Annotated in this window: 15 protein-coding genes; 10 read left to right on the top strand and 5 right to left on the bottom strand. The window is 47.1% G+C overall.

Annotation, left to right across the window (positions count from 1 at the left end):
• Positions 1 to 287 precede the first annotated feature (287 nt).
• The 8 genes from DCX48_00225 (at position 288) to DCX48_00190 (ending at position 10837) form a co-directional block, all read left to right on the top strand.
• A complete protein-coding gene (locus DCX48_00225) occupies positions 288 to 1490 on the top strand; it encodes a conjugal transfer protein (protein QXE13054.1) in 1203 nt (400 codons plus the stop codon).
• 125 nt (positions 1491 to 1615) lie between these two features.
• Positions 1616 to 2026, top strand: a complete 411-nt coding sequence (locus DCX48_00220) for a conjugal transfer protein TraX (GenBank protein QXE13053.1) — start codon at positions 1616 to 1618, stop codon at positions 2024 to 2026.
• 171 nt (positions 2027 to 2197) lie between these two features.
• Positions 2198 to 4315, top strand: coding sequence for a hypothetical protein (locus DCX48_00215; GenBank protein ID QXE13127.1), 2118 nt, complete (start codon positions 2198 to 2200; stop codon positions 4313 to 4315).
• A 62-nt stretch (positions 4316 to 4377) separates the two neighbouring features.
• Positions 4378 to 5010, top strand: a complete 633-nt coding sequence (locus tag DCX48_00210) for an ethanolamine utilization protein EutE (protein QXE13052.1) — start codon at positions 4378 to 4380, stop codon at positions 5008 to 5010.
• Positions 5011 to 5349: 339 nt separating this feature from the next.
• Complete coding sequence (locus tag DCX48_00205) at positions 5350 to 6567, top strand: conjugal transfer protein TrbA (protein QXE13051.1); 1218 nt, start codon at positions 5350 to 5352, stop codon at positions 6565 to 6567.
• Positions 6568 to 6622: 55 nt separating this feature from the next.
• Positions 6623 to 7885: a hypothetical protein gene (locus tag DCX48_00200; GenBank protein QXE13050.1), complete on the top strand. Its 1263-nt coding sequence runs from the start codon at positions 6623 to 6625 to the stop codon at positions 7883 to 7885.
• 2 nt (positions 7886 to 7887) lie between these two features.
• A complete protein-coding gene (locus DCX48_00195; protein ID QXE13049.1) occupies positions 7888 to 10194 on the top strand; it encodes a conjugal transfer protein TrbC in 2307 nt (768 codons plus the stop codon).
• On the top strand, positions 10184 to 10837 hold the full coding sequence (locus DCX48_00190; GenBank protein QXE13048.1) for a hypothetical protein: 654 nt from the start codon (positions 10184 to 10186) through the stop codon (positions 10835 to 10837). The genes DCX48_00195 and DCX48_00190 overlap by 11 nt, the downstream gene beginning before the upstream one ends.
• A gap of 190 nt (positions 10838 to 11027) precedes the next feature.
• Here the strand turns inward: DCX48_00190 and DCX48_00185 are convergent, their stop codons facing one another.
• Positions 11028 to 13730, bottom strand: a complete 2703-nt coding sequence (locus DCX48_00185; protein ID QXE13047.1) for a relaxase NikB — start codon at positions 13728 to 13730, stop codon at positions 11028 to 11030.
• Between the two features lie 22 nt (positions 13731 to 13752).
• Positions 13753 to 14088 (bottom strand): ribbon-helix-helix protein, CopG family, encoded by a 336-nt coding sequence (locus DCX48_00180; protein QXE13046.1) that lies wholly within the window; start codon positions 14086 to 14088, stop codon positions 13753 to 13755.
• Positions 14089 to 14319: 231 nt separating this feature from the next.
• On the opposite strand from DCX48_00180, the gene DCX48_00175 reads away from it, so the two are divergent.
• The gene (locus DCX48_00175) at positions 14320 to 14622 is read left to right on the top strand and encodes a molybdopterin-guanine dinucleotide biosynthesis protein MobC (GenBank protein ID QXE13045.1); all 303 of its coding nucleotides are present in this window, start codon (positions 14320 to 14322) and stop codon (positions 14620 to 14622) included.
• 856 nt (positions 14623 to 15478) lie between these two features.
• On the opposite strand, the gene DCX48_00170 is transcribed toward DCX48_00175, so the two are convergent.
• Entirely contained in the window at positions 15479 to 15769 is a 291-nt protein-coding gene (locus DCX48_00170) for a DUF4942 domain-containing protein (GenBank protein QXE13044.1), read from the bottom strand.
• A gap of 27 nt (positions 15770 to 15796) precedes the next feature.
• Positions 15797 to 15976 (bottom strand): DUF4942 domain-containing protein, encoded by a 180-nt coding sequence (locus tag DCX48_00165; protein ID QXE13043.1) that lies wholly within the window; start codon positions 15974 to 15976, stop codon positions 15797 to 15799.
• A gap of 512 nt (positions 15977 to 16488) precedes the next feature.
• On the opposite strand from DCX48_00165, the gene DCX48_00160 reads away from it, so the two are divergent.
• Positions 16489 to 16746, top strand: coding sequence for an XRE family transcriptional regulator (locus DCX48_00160; GenBank protein ID QXE13042.1), 258 nt, complete (start codon positions 16489 to 16491; stop codon positions 16744 to 16746).
• A gap of 37 nt (positions 16747 to 16783) precedes the next feature.
• On the opposite strand, the gene DCX48_00155 is transcribed toward DCX48_00160, so the two are convergent.
• Positions 16784 to 17020: a hypothetical protein gene (locus tag DCX48_00155; GenBank protein ID QXE13041.1), complete on the bottom strand. Its 237-nt coding sequence runs from the start codon at positions 17018 to 17020 to the stop codon at positions 16784 to 16786.
• Between the last annotated feature and the right edge of the window lie 21 nt (positions 17021 to 17041).

Here is a 17041-nt window from a genome sequence, read left to right as displayed (position 1 = left end):
CTGTTGCCCCAGCGACGCACAAGTTTGATGACTGATGATACATGGATTTGGCCAGATGTATCGGAAACCCCACCACTCAGCCCCGGTGACTGGCCGGTAATGGATATTACGACACCTCCTTACTCTCGCATACAACGCAGGGGATTGACGATTATCGATACGAGAAATCGTCATGGGAGGCTCATTCGCCGGTTTCAGACCTTTCCCCTAGTAGCACTTGCTGCGGATACATTCTCTGAACGCATCCCAGACACTCTCATCCCGCTTACTTGAATCCAGAGGTTTTTATGAAACGACTTCGACTTTCTACACTGGTATTGGTCATGTCGACAGGCATACCTCACATCGCTAGTGCTTTTACTGTGAATGTTAATTCCAGTGTCCCAGTGACAACCCAAATCCTGCCTGAAATGGCAACTATTCAAGCCACATTGGCAGAAATTCTTCGCATGCAGCAAGCAACGGGTACAGCGATTAACCAAAACTCCGACAAGCTGGCCACTATCATCAGTCAGGATGGTCAAGCGACCCGGCAGCAGATGATCTTCAACAACGAAACTCAGCGACTTGAAGAAGCGCGAAGAAGTTTCTCTGTTCCAGATTCCATCTGCAGTGATTCGGCTTCCGGTGTTGCTGCTCAAAGCAAAAGTACGGCAGGTAGAACAGCATCCCATCTTTCTTCAGGGGGAGGAATTGCCAACAGCTCAATCCGTAAACGCATATCAAATGCACCCCAAGGGCAATCTCGCGATGCCTACGATGGTGCAAATGTTCATGCAAGTTACTGTACAGCAGCAGAATACGAACTTTTCGGTGGGACAGACGTATGCCCTGCCGTCGGAGAACTTCCTGGTGGTGACAGCCAGGTACGCTCTGTCTATGACGGCGCAGGACCTGTAGGACAAGCACCGACATTGACCTGGTCTCAAGAACAGGCTGACGCAGCCATGGCCTATATGAAAAATACTGCTCGCCCTTCAGCCGGGCGTACCCCAGGCAAAGGTGAAGTCAACACCTTAACCGGTCGTACTTATGTTGGCTTGATGAACGAGTATAACGGTATTATTGACGCTGCTTCTGAACCGCAATTGTCTCTAATCGCGGACAGTAAGCCTAATGAGGCAACAAAGGCGGCTTTGCAAGAAGCGCTCCAATCACCGTCAGCATCTAAGTACTTTAGTGAGGTTGCTTCTCCTGAAGCAAAAACAAAGGGGTACATGAGTCAACGAGAATTTGAGGCGTTCGAAGCTGGCCGACGCTATGCCAATACAGCGTACATTACCGACCTGCAGGAAATGGAAGGCGATAATCTGACGCGTGAACTAATTCGCACCACCTCACAAATGAACTGGCAATTGAATGACCTTAAGGAGCAATTGCGAAAAGGGAATGTATTGGCAGGCCAACTTCTGGCTAACGAAGCTCGACTGGCCTACGCTCCACGTCTGAAGGAGCTGGAATCAGCCATGAATCAGGGAACTGCAAGATGACAATCATAGAAAAACCGCATAAACGCCGACTATGGCGCATGGCCAGGGGCGCTTTAAGTATTTTTTTGCCAATACAGGAGACGCAGTGGTATCTCCGAACATCCAAAGATATCACTACCCGGAACATGGAACGTATCCGAAAAGCATTTCCCGAACTGGAAGATGCATCCGATGCTGAAACGGCATCTCCTGACTGGGAAGAAGCTGTTGCAGCCTCTGGGCTGACACTAGAGGAGCTAGAGAAGGGATACTGTCGTCAAAGACGACGCTGGCGAGCCATGTTCTGGTTATTGTCCATCCTGGTACCGCCCTTCACAATGTTCTCGTTAAGCAACAGCGCAGATATAACAGTCCATCAGATCAGCACCTGTCTGGTTCTTCTCTCCGGTACGGGCGTAGCGTGGTCAAAGGCGCTCATCGTTACATTCCGTCTGTGGCAGCTACGTAATCGACGAGTGAGCCTAGCGGAAAGAGGGACCTTTCGCCATTTTATGTCAGAGACAAATGCGGTACGCAATGCTGTCTGCGGGGACTGATGACTAAGCCAAGCTGATTACATAAATCGGCATCATCACTTTTCTCCCACTCCACAGACTCAGGCGTTAAAGTCAGTCGCCATACTGGTTTTCACTCCTCTTCCTGCGTTCCCGTAATCATCCGGAGTTACCGTGAAAAATCGATTCCTTGTGCTTTGCGCAGGCCTGCTCATGCCTGCAATACCAGTTCGAGCCGCCGTCACATACGACGATATTCTTGCAGCAGCTACAAATGCCCAAGACCTGTCTCGTCAGGCGCTGATCACCATCTTTGGTGACGTTGTGACCAATCCCTTGGCAGGGGGCAATACAACAATGGTTGGCAATCTATTTGCCCTATTCAATGGCATCATAGCCATTCTTGCCGTCGTCTGGTTCATCGTTATTGGCTTACGTCACATCAGTAAAACCGGTCACCAGGGCAAGGTATTCAATGGTGATCGGGACATTGTTGGTACACTCAGTACATTACTGGGATTTTTGATGATAATACCCAGCAGCAACGGATGGAGCCTTGCGCAGCTCGCTATGTTGTGGGGAGCATCCATTATGGGTGTAGGATCCGCGAACCTGATGGTACAGAAAGCAGCTAATGATATTGCCAGTGGCTATTCGCTCACCGTACAACCTATCCAGCCCTCTACACGAACAGCTGCACGCGGTATTTTTGAAATGCAGCTCTGCAAGTATGCCATCAACAGCGTCATTGATGATTACAACGCAACCGCCGCTTCGTCTACACCGAAAATGCTGGAATCATCTGGTACCAGTGGAGGTAACTACACTGTCAGAGTGAACAATGGTAGCGGGGTTTGTGGAACGAGCAGTATTCCTGAACAACAGACATCAAGCTCCTCTTCCAGTTGGGGTAACTTTCTAAACCCGTTTAACTCAAATGACACACGTGAAATTGTGGACGCGCAGCACGCCGCGATGGCGGCAATGATCACCGATATGGACAGCGTAGCCAGTGAATTTGTTCGAGGGTTCAGGGCGAAACGAGAAAACGGCACAGGGGCACTACCAGACATTGAAAGCCGAATACAGCACGCCGCCAATACATATGAGCAGACAGTTCAAAGGGCACTACCCGCGCAGAATGAACAGAACGCAATACAGGATGCGGTCAGAAATTATCTCGATACCTATGGATGGGCTGCACTGGGGGCCTGGTATCAAACCTTTGCAACCGCGAACCAACGTTTAACCGAAGTAGCCAGCCGCGCGCCATCAACAAGTGGAATGTCTTCTCTGGGGGAGATCGGAGACACGGATTTATTCACGGCAGTAATGACGGCCTATCGCACACAGCTGCAGAACTCCACCTATACGCCAGCGCTTGGAACGGTTGTCTCGAACAATGAGCAACTGGCAGGGCAAAGCAATGATCCTAATAGTATCTTAATGAATACAATCGCTGGCCCAATGCAATCATTCACCACCTGGATTGCCACATCGTTTAGTGGATCCGGTACAGGAAATACTCAAGTCAATCCACTTATTAAAATGAAAAATGTCGGCGATTATACGTTAGTAGCGGCTGAAGGAAGCCTGGCGGCATATACGATTGCCCGTGCACTGGTGGCTGGCGGCGAAGCATCTATTATTGGCAAAATCATCGATCTCACAGGTTCTATTAGTGCTGTCGACAAGGGATTAGAGGCACTTTCTCCAGCTGTCTACTTCCTTTTACTGCTTATGTTCACAACAGGTTTCACACTATCTATTTATTTGCCTTTTATCCCGTTCATCTACTGGATGACAGGAATTGGAAACTGGATCGTTAGCGTAATGGTTGGCTGTGCCGCGGGACCGTTATGGGGAGCCACACACCTTGGAACATCACAAGACAGAGGAAGTAGAGCAGCCTACGGATATATTTATTTAATCGACACAATGATACGTCCCCCTTTAATGGTGTTTGGTTTCTTCTTCGCGTCGGTCGCTATCGTCGCCGCAGGTACTATCTTACACGCACTATTTGGTGCTGCTCTGGTTAACGTTCAAGCAAATTCTTTAACGGGTGTGTTCAGCTTAATTGGATTTTTAATGCTCTACGCACGAATTTCTACCGCACTAGTATCCAGTATGTTTGCATTACAAGCCTATCTGCCAGATTACGTCATCTCATTCTTGGGTGGACGCGATGCGGCAAATACTTTAGGTAGTATGGCTAACGCTGTTAAAGATATTTTCATCGCAGGTAACACGAATATGCGCCGCACACCTGGAGTAAATACCAATACAATGAACAATGCCCCACCAAATAAAGATGGAATCAATGGATAATTTATAGACACCCAATAACCCACGTTATATAATGACGATAAAAATTATGGAGGAGGTTGTATATGATCGAACGTTTTCCTAAAAAGTGGCTTATTTATTATGTGGCCAAAAGTCTTTTTTTACGATTCGGTGTCATCATACTTATATTTTTTGCGCCTTTATTCACTTTATTTGCATTTGACTCACCATATGCCAACACTCGAGAATATGTAATTGCTTTTGGCTGCTGGATTCTTCTTACTGCCCCCTTTGCCATAAATTACCTCATTGCAAAAAAACGCAAAATGAAGATTCAGACGGTTCTGGATGATATAAAATCTTCAGGCCACTTCAATCCAACGAGAGACGCTGAAGGTTGGTTATTCTGGCAAAACACTTATCTTGGTTGTGACTACCAGAATGGTACGATGGTATACATCCGTATCTATCCGGGGAAAGTCATGGATGTCATTGGCTTCGATGCATACAGCCTTGTACGCACAGAGGTTGAGGGCTCTAAGCTGCGCCTGTATACGAGGTTTGCATCATTGCCCATGATCCCTATTGAAACATCCGCGGCTTCAAACATTGCAAACCACTTGCATGGTATGAACAACAAAGGCTACAGCTATAATTTTAATTTCCCCAATATTGTCCAGAATAAACGTAAAGAATTGGAATCTTTGGCTGGGATGCCAGTCCCTGAACTTATTTAATAAACAACCATTTATCTCCTCCTTAGAGTATCCTTTTGCCGGTTTCATAACCGGCTCTTTTGTTTCTATTACATCATGCACAGATAAATACACTGAAAATCTTGTGTAAGGTTAATCATATAAGCACTCTAAAAAAGAGTACACAATAAGGATTTTGAAAGGAGATCCATATTAGATCCAGACAAAACAAATAAAACCCCGATCAATTAAGTTCTCACCATAACCTTTACGTTCTGATTTTCTAACAATACCTTTTAATTATCGCAGACCTACGCCTAATTATTATTTAATTTTTACTTCCTATTTATAGGCGTTACTGTCAATGAAGGAGATTTATTCATGTCAACAGTCCGTCCAGGCACGTCCATCGATTCAATGGATACCTGGGGTGCCATTGCCGTAATAGGCATTATGTTGTTACTAGTTGCCTGGTTCTTTCTGCCAGTATTCGTATATTGGTCTTGCTTCATTCTGCATATTCTGTGGGGAATGGTCGATTTCGGCCCCTTCCATACCTGGGCCGCTCCGCGCTACAACCTTCTGGCAATCACTGGGAATAACGCTGAAAACGTCTCCTTTGAGCAATGGGTGAGTGTTATGGAGCAGACTACCGGCATCCTGATGATATTCCTCATTCCGCTCTCCACCGCGTCGTTATGGAGTTGGGTGAATCATCCGGCCAGAAATTGGTATACCCGTCGCGTACTCAATATTCACACCTTGCCGTTTACCATGGAAAGCATCTCACCCGCGATCGCACCGATACTGAATGAAGGTGATCCTCTCCGCCTATTACTGGATAAACGTCGGCCCGAAAGACGCCCTGCGCAGAGGCCCGAAGAGTTCGCTGTAGAACATCAACTGATCAGCAACATGCAGCTCGACGTAGCTCGATGTCGAACTGCATTTATGGGGCAACTTGGAGAACCACTCACATCATGGAAAAGCCTTGCTCCACATGAAAAAGCCCTGTTCGCCATCTTCGGCCTCCAGTACTTCCTGGATGATCGAGACGCGGCTAAATCCTTAATGGACAACCTGAATCGCTCTTGCCGTCTAAAAAGCAGAAGAGACAAGGGTAAATTTTCAGTCCCAGTATATTCATTGGCCAAACCGGCATTCATGCGAGTCATTCGTAGCGAAGGTGCTATCCGTTGGCTCAAGGAACACCGATACGTCAGAAGTGGTCTTGTGTGGTTATATGCACATGACCTACGTCTGACACCACCTAACTGGCTTTGGTTAAAAGGCATCGATCGTACTTTGTTTTATGCCCTACATCGGGCAAACACAACGAAAGAGTTTATCGAGGGAGCGGGAATCGTTGCCGTGGCTCGTACCGAAAATGAAGCTATTAGGCTAGGACTTCCCTGCCCCACTGCCTGCGTTGAAGAGGCCGTCGATGGTTTTCGCATCGATATGATTTCTTTGGGACTGATCTGGGACGAGCCACAGCCAGATAAAGACCGAAAACGTCGTATCAGGAATAACTGGTCCCTAACCGACGACGTTCTAGCCCGCCCAGGAATGGAAGATGGTGATGAATCACCGTTCTGACCATTTTATCTGCCTATATCCTTTTTTATTAAGACACAGTCTACCGGAGACCCCCATGTCAATAGCAAATACCTATTCTATAATCCACTGTGACGATAGCATTGTTGTTATGCATCATAGAGAAAATGACACGCCACAGGCGCTGACAATTTTTCGGAGTCCGCAACGGCTGGCCATCTGCCAGAACAAACTGATTGGTTTTTACTCATTATCATACCAAGCCGCTACTTTGCTTGATGACCCTGAGCACAATGCCGGTGCCATACTCAACGCGATTGCCCTGGAACTTGAACAAAGGAAAAAACAAGCAACCAGACGCTGTTTGAAGTATCTGACCAGCGCTATAGTCGGGGCACTAATAGTTTCTACCGCGTGGTTCCTCACATCCTCAAATGATCAACCAACTGAGATACGAACATCGTCTGCATTAGTCGGAATGCCCTTTGGACATGATTATCCTGATTATCCGAACGGATCCGGAGAAAAAGCCAGAGCGGCCACTATGATGAACGCATTACCGCATACAGACCCTAGCCCGCTGTCAGCCAGTGAGTCGATAGCCAAGGCTGCAGTAACTGAAACGCAAAACATGCAGAATGCCATCCAGGAAAATCGCAATGCGTTGCCGGCATCGCCTGCCGATACACTAAAAACAGCATCTCCAATCGCAACGCCAGTATCACCAGCTAATTCGCCGGCAAACTCCGAGGTTAGTTCAGCACCCAAAACATCCATAGAAACTTCTTCACGGATACAAATGGCGGCGGTTCTCAAACTCAACGCGGCCAGAGGCATGTTTACCATTAATTTGTCCTCCGGTCATGAGCGCACACTTTATGCATTCCTCGATCCAACCTGCTCTGTTTGTAGAACGATGGAACCTGCCATTGAACGTCTGGCGCAGGAATTTAATGTCATCGTGTTCCCGGTATCGGTAGTTAATGACGTTAATAATGGCGGCAATGCAGTTGAAAAAATAGCGCCTTTACTTTGTCAAACAGACTCAGCCAAGCGTGCATCCGGATGGCTGGCGCTGTTCCGCGCAGATGCTGGTATGTCATTACCTGGTAACAACGTAAGTGCTCCGGACAACACTGAGTGCGAAAAGTCCGCTGCTGCTGCGGTAGCGGTCAATGACTATGCTTTTCGTCAGTTTGGCTTCAAAGGCACACCGTGGGTAGTTACCGATACCGGCTTTCGTTTGCCTACCGGCCTACTGGCTGAACCAGCCAAAATTGATCTCTTCCTCAAAACCACCGACTCAATGGCTCCAGAACAAGCTGATAGCTTTCTGAAAACAGTCATTCCACAGGAGTAATAATGCAGAATACCCCTGTCAATCAGGCACTAATAAATCGTAGTGCCTGGCAATCACCTCTGATTGAGCTCATGCGAGATCACCTGCTGTATGCCGTCATAATGGCAGGCAGTGTTGTGGTTGGATTCATCTGGCCATTGGCTATCCCGCTTTGCCTACTATTAGCGATCATTGCCAGTATCAGCTTCAGCACCCATCGCTGGCGTATGCCGATACGTATGCCTTTACAACTAAACCTACCGGACCCATCAGAAGACCGTCAGGTTCGCCGTAGTCTTCTAAAGGCATACCCTTCATTATTTCAGTACGACTCCAGACTGGAGCGTAACGGGCGGGGTATTTTTTATCTCGGCTATCAGAGAATACATGACGTAGGCCGAGAGCTTTGGCTCAGCATCGACGATCTGACTCGACACCTCATGTTCTTCGCCTCCACAGGGGGCGGTAAGACAGAAACCATCTACGCCTGGATGATTAATCCACTCTGCTGGGGTCGAGGCTATACCTTTGTCGATGGCAAGGCACAGGTTGAAACAGCACGCACTTGCTATTACCTAGCGCGTCGGTTTGGCCGTGAAGATGATGTGGAATATATCAACTTCATGAATGGTGATATGTCTCGCAGTGAGATCATCAATAAAGGGTATAAAACTCGACCACAGTCCAATGACTATAATCCGTTCGGCCATAGTACAGAGGCTTTTATTGCCGAAACCATGCAATCAATGTTACCGAAAAACGTACAGGGAGGAGAATGGCAATCCAGAGCTATTGCGATGAATAAAGCTCTCGTGTTCGGAACCAAGTTTTATTGCGTTCGAGAGAATAAAATAATGTCTTTGCAGCTGCTGCGCGAATTTATGCCGTTAGAAAAACTGGCAGAGCTGTACTGCAGAGCAGTAGATGATCAATGGCCTGAGGAAGCCGTTTCCCCACTATACAATTATCTGGTCGATGTCCCTGGCTTTGACATGGCATTGGTGCGGGTACCTTCAGCATGGACAGAAGAACCGCGAAAACAGCATAGCTACCTTACAGGGCAATTTCTGGAGACTTTCAGCACGTTTACTGAGACCTTTGGTGATGTTTTTGCTGAAGATGCCGGCGATATCGATATCCGCGACAGCATTCATAGTGACCGAATACTGCTGGTATTAATCCCTGCGTTAAATACGTCAGAGCACACGACCTCTGCGCTAGGCCGTATGCTCATCACTCAGCAAAGTATGATTTTGGCACGTGATCTTGGCTACAAGCTGGAGGGACTGGATGCAGAAACGCTTGAGGTAAGCAAGTACAAAGGGGTGTTTCCCTATTTAGGGTTTTATGATGAAGTCGGGGCATACTACACCGAACGTCTTGCCGTTCAGGCAACCCAAGTGCGCTCTCTTTTATTCGCGCTCATCATGATGAGCCAGGATCAGGAGCGTATCGAAAATCAGACGTCTGCCGCCAATGTGGCAACACTCATGCAGAACGCCGGCATTAAGGTAGCCGGTAAAATCGTCAGTGACGATAAAACGGCCCAGACCATCAGTAATGCCGCGGGTAAGGAGGCTCGAGCACGCATGGTGAGTCTTCAGCGGCAGGATGGAATTATAGGTACATCCTGGATTGATGGAGACAACATCAGTATCCAGATGGAAAACAAAATCAACGTACAGGATTTGATCAAGCTTCAGCCAGGAGAAAATTTCACCATATTTCAGGGAGATCCGACCCCTGGAGCAGCATTTTTCATTGAGGACAGCGAGAAAACATGCAATGCCCCCCTAATAATTAACCGCTACATCACCGTCAATCCACCGAAATTAGAACAGCTACGTAAGCTTGTTCCACGAACTGCACAGCGCCGTTTACCCACACCGGAAAAGGTCAGCAGCATCATTGGTGTGCTGACAGCCAAACCCTCCCGTCGCCGTAAAAAAACTATTGCAGAACCATGGAAAGTGATCGACACCTTCCAGCAGCGACTAGCAAACCGGCAGGGCTCGCATAACCTGCTGACACAATATGATCTGGATTTTTCTGGCCGTGACAAAAATTTATGGGAAGAAGCCTTAGATATCATTAGAACCACAACGATCGCAGAGAGAACCATCCGTTACATCACGCTAAATAAACCTGATAGTGATGAATTATCTTCAGATGAATCTCAAATGACATCTGCCGCACTTCTTAAAAACATTACGTTGCCTGCCCTCCCCACTCTTACCAGGAAGATCACCCAACAAAAAGACGCCGGGTGGAACCCACCAGAAATACCTGATGACATCCGTTTCCAGATGAGAGAAAACCATGACTACTAATCTCCTGTCTAATACTAAAAATAGTGAACTGATATATACACTCGCATGCATCGAGAGCCAGTTGATTGAACTGCTTTCAGAATTACGATGGGGAAGTCGTTGTCCTTATCTTATTGAACAGATCGCATGGGATTTTGGTTGGGAACAAATTCACAAACAGTCTTTCTTGCCAGGCCCATGTTCCGATGTGATCTCATCGATCTGCTCACTCGCCAACGAAATAGCGCCAGGTAAATGGGCTGATGGAGTAGAAAGTGGTGATTATGGTCGCATTGGTTACGAAAAACAGCTTAGGGAATTAGAAGAAGAAGGGGAAATTTGGGAATTAGCAGAAGAAGAGGAAAACTCTGGTGTACCCAAAAAAATAGAACGTGAAAATATCATATACAATAAGGCCTACGGTTCACCACAAGGCAGTGAGGGCTGTGTTTATATTCAGGAAAAATTGCCCCCTGAAGCAAACTATTGTATTCACCAGATAGATAACAAGGAAAAAGTAATAGCCATACTCTCTGAGCTCGATGATGCGTTTGCTGTCGCTCGTTACGCCGCTTCTCACGATGGCGGTTATGGTGATGTGTGCATATCAGCTTCCAATCAGCCCAACACGCACTCAGATTTTGAGGACTGGTTTCTCAGCTAACTCAACTTTAATAAAATAAGAGACCCCAAAAGCCGCGAAAGCGGCTTTTTTTTTGCTCAGATAACATCAAGTCTTCCAGACTGACGCCTTTCCTGCGCTTCGACAAACTATCACAGATTACTAAAAGACGCTTTAATAACAGGTTTTCTAATTAAAGATTCCGTTAGTTATCGTTGCCCGCTTCTTCTGATTAACGAGGTGACGGCGGCACCCACCCATTACGTGGTTCCTGATATCCCTCATCGGAGCCCACCTCTTTCGATCCCATTTCTCGGAAAATCTGTTCACACTCAACCCTCATCCTATCCACTTCAGGTCGATTAATACGGAATTGCTCTTCATCCCGATCCCGATTGACGTTATACCAACCCACCATTTCAGCAATAGCTTGGTTAAATTTCACATCTCGACCCTCTGGCGAAAACCCTATTCTCGGATCTCTACAGAACAGAACAGGAGAAACCTTATTCAGTTCCTGCTGAAGGGATGCAAAATCATTTCTATTCCTGAACACTACCCGATCGCCAAAGTCAGTACAGACATGCTGGCCTGTATTAGCATCATTGAACCGGACACTGCCGTTCTTTTGCAGTGCAGCTTTCAACCCAGGCATATTCAGATACACAGGTGTGCCACCTGGCTCGCAGATAACAACGCAACGTTGATCTGTCGTTAAAATGGCATTGTCTTGCCGGCGATCACGATAATCCCACCCTCGCAGCTGCGATATCGCAGCCCTGTCACCTTTCAATGCCTCCACCTCTACCCACTGTCTATACGACAATGGATACCATTTACCCTCACCAACAAGTTCTAGTCGTTCCGCCTTCATACTTTCTTTTAGCTCAATCAAAGCCTGCATACGTTGTACTTCGGCAATATGATAATGCAGCTTTCTGACAAGCGGATCTCGCTGTTGTGCACGGATAATTGCTTTACGCCTTCTGCAATTACTATGAATTTGCTGATACCGTTCCCGTCCTTGCAGGTCAGGACGGCGCCAGTTCGCACGCCAGGCAGCATAGCGCGCCTTCAGATCTTCACGCGCACCTGCACGCTCCTCGCGGCGCAGTCGGCGTAATTCTGGATCACGTTTCATGCCCGGAATATCACGGTCACTGACAGCCAGGTCAGGGTTATAACGGCTTTCAGGTTGAACACGTTCAAAGATATCCACTGGCACTCGTTCAAACGAACCGGCATGGGGTTCTGCCCGTGCAAGTGCCAGATCAGGATGAACATAACTCGCTCGGACAGGTGTTTGATCATGGTTGTATGCATCCATAACGACCAGTCCCTGATGCTCTCGCATCAGTAATAGCCCCTGTCGAGCAAACAACTCATGGCAACGTTCCCAAGAGAACTGCCCACCACTGACAAGTGTTTCGATTTCATGGCGACAGTGCGATATCGCATACCCCCACAAACTCTCTTTATCAGAGAAAATTTCACGCTTAATCGCACCCTGAGGACCAGATCCCGTTCGTAGTTTTCTCCACTGCAGATCGCTCACAGGTCTGGCTTTAAGTTCACCGCCAGTGAAACGTTCTGATGGGGTAACCTGCAGGAAAATATCGTGAGGAACTGGTTGCCATCCTCCCTCATAACTCGCCATTACCGTTTTAGTCAGAGCTGGCCAGATTCGTTCTGCACGCACTGGTGTACGCGTCTTATCATACCCATCACAAATAACCAATCGACCATGTTGTTCACGCAGGTAGAGACCGGAATCCGCGAGTAATCGATGTACAGTATGTATATTTCTTTGGGTAGGATCCTGGTCAAGAGCCAGTAGCGATGTACGCAGTTTCGTCGTGGCATAATCAGCCAGGCTAAGTTCTTCCGACATTTGTTCAGGACGAACAGGCGTACTGATTTTTTTAGGATCGTAACGTCCTACATGTGCCACCTGATGGAAAATATCTTGCGTGGGCGGTGTAAATGCTCCCAACCTACGAATCAATTTGTCGGTATTCCATGAATGGCCAAACGCAGTGAGAATGACACCGGATCGTTCACGATCCCAAGCGTCTTTCACCTTCAGTACACCATTTTCATCAGAAAGAAACAGGCCTTCTTTTGCAAAACGCTGATGAAGAGCAGCCCAGTCAGTAACCGGTTCTTCACGCAATCCGGCAATAGCTGTATCTGCAATATACTCTTTAAGACTCTGTGTCCTGCCCCGCTTCCAGGCGCTTTGCCTGTCACGCTCTATCGATGTCCGGCGAACAATACGTTTATCTGGACCAATAACGAAAGAGCCATTGTCTGGTGCAAAACCATGCTTTAGTTCCATTTCTCGGCATGCTTTATTCAGTTTTTCTTTGCTGTATGAAAGCCTGTTGAGATAACCGTTATCAGGATGGACACGATTGACTGCAACATGGACATGGAGGTTATCTGTGTCGGTGTGAACAGCTGAAACAAACTGGTGTTCGGCCAGTCCAAGTCGATTAAGGGAATGCCTCACAGAATCATAAATCTGCTCTGGGCGCGGGCTTTCATGAGACTGCCAACTAAGCAAGTAGTGGAACACAGGGTCGCTATCGTTGTGCGCAAACTTCGCTTTGCGAGCGGAATACTCCATCTCATCAGCAGCAGTTTCGATAGACGTGCAATTATGAAAACACGTAACGCCGTAAAAATTCACCCATTCACCACCATCAGGCATCACATCAACCAGGGAAATAAACGACTCATCACGCAGCTTTGTCGCGTAATCTACCAACCTAGAAAAACGACTACGGTGTGGCATTTCTGGTTTAAGACCTGATGATCTTATGGCTTCCAAAAGGTCATCATTCTTCTCCTCATCACGCACAGAAACATAAGAAACAAGATCCCCAAATGAGGACTTGCCATCTTTTCGTTTCGGTGGAATGACAGGGATCATAATTTCGATTTTTCCTTTAGGATCATTCGTTATTCATCAATTGATTTCTGAGTGTATTGGCCAGTTCGGTAATCGCGACTAACACGTTAGAGTACTGCTTATCACCTATTCGTTTTCCTTCAACAAAGTGATGTTTTTGCAAACGACCTAGCCTCAAAAGCTCAGTCAGAAAAGTGTCGTCAACTTTTGAAATCACCTTTCTGTTCATCGCTGCATTTCGGATATAAGCCGACACACTTTGTCCTGTCGCTTCAGCCTCAGCCTCAATCTTCTCGATTTCTTCGGGCGTAAATCTCAGGGTTTTGATAACGGTTTTCTGCCGTTTTTCAGTCCCTCTTCGAGACACTCTATCACTCATACGTGCTCCATACTCGGGTGTCGGGGCTCAGCCCTGACCAGGTAGCATTTGTAATATCGTGCGTGCGCGGTATTACAAATGCACATCCTGTCCCGTTTTTTAGGCCATTATACACGTCAATTTAGGTTTCGACTATGGCGGTTTTGACGGCATAGGCAGTGCGGAGCACTGCCAATTTCCCGGCATAAATGGTATGATTTTCGGGATTTTTCGATTACATAAGGTATGCAGGTGAGCAAAAAAACATTTTATTCCGATTCCGACATTGAAAAGGCAAAATCAGCGCTGGCCGAATTGCCGGATTTAACGCCACAGCGCAAAACACAGCAGGATTTTCTGGCGGCGATCCGTGACGATCTGATAGCACTAGTGAAAACTAAAGGGTATACCCTTACTGACATCAAAGAGACTCTTAAAACAGCGGGCTATGGGATAAGCGACAGAGCATTACGTGATATTATGCGTGATGCCGAAAAGAAAAAAGTTATCAAAAAAAATCGCAATCCGAAGCAAGCTAATCCAGCGATTTTATAAAACCAATAGATGTGACAGGAAGGACATTTACGTCCTTCCTGATTTCCTGAATTACATTCCTCATTACCAGCAAGTTTTCCACACAATCCTGCAATCAGCATGCTGTCATGTGGATCAATTTTTTCACCAGAAGTCGCCTTTTTTTATTCACAACCAGTGTAAAGTTCTTCTTCTGGTTTACTTTTTTTTCTCTGCCATCCGGATAATTTTACACCGGCAGTATGAGGCTACCAGCTAAAGTAAAATTCTGGTGACGGAGGCAGAGAAAAATGGTGCTTCCGTAATCTGCCAGCGATAATGGCAGATTACGGAAAAAATCTGAGTAGCTTCAAAACATTTCATTTCCTCGACAAATTCATCGCCGATCTAATCTGTATACACCTCATTGTCCTACCATTCGGCCAGTGCCTGCGCATTCAATTTCGCCAGTTTTCAGGAAAACACCACCGTAAAGTCCAGAGAGATGACCTCCACAACATCACAGGTATAACGGGCAATGGATACAATATTTTCAAATTTGACACGATAAAAATCCATCTGTATATGCTCCGGTTATCACATATTATGCCGTCAGCCTTACCAGACTGCGCGCATTTAGATTGTTCACATCAACCGTTCGCATCGCCTCACCGGCAGAAACAGGGAGTAAAACCTTGCGTACCTATTTTCTGCCAGTACGGTAATGCAGGTTAAGACAGGAACAACCGCTCACAGCAGTCTGGTCGAAGGTAAAATGCACATGTGAGAAAATAATCCATTCGCATAAACAGGCAGCCTTATGACAGGCTGCACGGAGGATGATTTATGAAGGAAGTAATACATTCGGATAATAATGTGCCAGAATGTTATTCCTCTTTTAAACCAGGCCCATGCGCAGAAAGGTGATATGACCCGATCCTTTTTTGAAATGACGTAGACTGAAATATGCTGACGTAAAATCCTCACCGTTCAGCTGATGGGTATGCACAAAATCTCGGAACCAGCATCCATCTCCGTCACGAAAATCGATCACGGGTTTATTGTCCAACCAGCAGAAAGCTTTATTCAGATCGTCGAGTCGGGTGATACCACGTTGATGAGCACTGACACCCCACTGGGTGACATCAACTAACGTATTGATGATAATATCCTTTCCAAAACTCCGCACATTGTTGGTTTTATAATCCTACGACAGTTATTCAAACAGCGACGCCACGCCCTGCTCAAACATTGACGCAGATAAAGCATGCAACTGACGGAAGGAAGCCAGCATGTTATCCAGCGTGACTTCCGGCATATCAACGCTGTACAGCGACGTGTGCCAGGCATCGATCTTATCGGTTTTCATTAGGGTAAGCATGCCGGAATCATGCATCAGTTTCTGCCAGATCTCCTGGTCAACGTCGCGAAGGATAGTTTTCTGCCAGCGGTTTTTATCTTCTCAGTGATACAAGGCGCTGTCCGGCTGAATGTCTGCACTGAGCACGCAATGTGACAACACGTCTTCTGCAGTGCCGTTGTGGTGTTGCTGCATAATGGTGTCCTCCTGGTGGATAAAAAGTTGCGGATCTTCGTGTCGTAACAGGACCAACAGCACGGCGGGGAGCGCTATCAGGGAGACCTCTGGCCAGCTTGCGTTCCTTGCCAACCAGCGAGACGTTGTGATGAGATACCTGCGACAGGAAATCCGCCACGGACGGACACCCGGTCACCGGCGAACGGCGGCACCACTCGGCACGGTGTGGTGCCGCCGGAAAAAAACAGTGCGCCCGCAGGTGTCAGACAGGTGCGTATCCTTAGTATAAAAAAAGTGCAGAATTTGCACTTTTTAAATAAAAAATTTTCGATAATATAGGTGCAGATTCTGCACTTATTTATGAGACAAATATGACCGGATGGGAACTTAAACTCTGGCGCAGGGGAATGTACTGGTCACGGGAGAAAGCGGCTAGGGAAATAGGCGTCAGTCTGCGGACATGGCATGACTGGGAGAATGCGCAGGAAGTGTCACGGCAGACTGAACTGGCCACCATTGCCTTGAGCACCAACCAATTACTGCCCGACTGGCGAAAGCACCCGCGTAAACATCCGCGAGAAGCCATACTCACGATGCTTGAATCCCTGCATAACATTGAAAAAAGATGAGCCGTGCCGCAGCACTGGCTCATGTTACGCAATCATATTAGCATCGGCTAAAGTCCAAATTTTTCTCAAAATCGGTCAGAAAACCATCCTCAAACGTCCAAGCGCGCCAGTACAGCCCCCCTTCTCTACGAATTTCAATTTGTTCGTCTCCATATTTAGTGACGTTAGAAACCCCTACGGTCGTGCCCTGCTTCAACATTGGTTCCCATTTAGCGACTAATTGCTTCGCTCTGGTTCTCACTTCACTTATATTCACGGTGATCTCTTCATCCATCTGAAATGCCGCCCAGCCCGG

It is taken from the genome of Pectobacterium atrosepticum (genome assembly GCA_019056595.1).
Classification (GTDB): domain Bacteria; phylum Pseudomonadota; class Gammaproteobacteria; order Enterobacterales; family Enterobacteriaceae; genus Pectobacterium; species Pectobacterium atrosepticum.
Note: the sequence above shows the minus strand (reverse complement) of the source record. Positions and strands in the feature narration are given on the sequence as shown.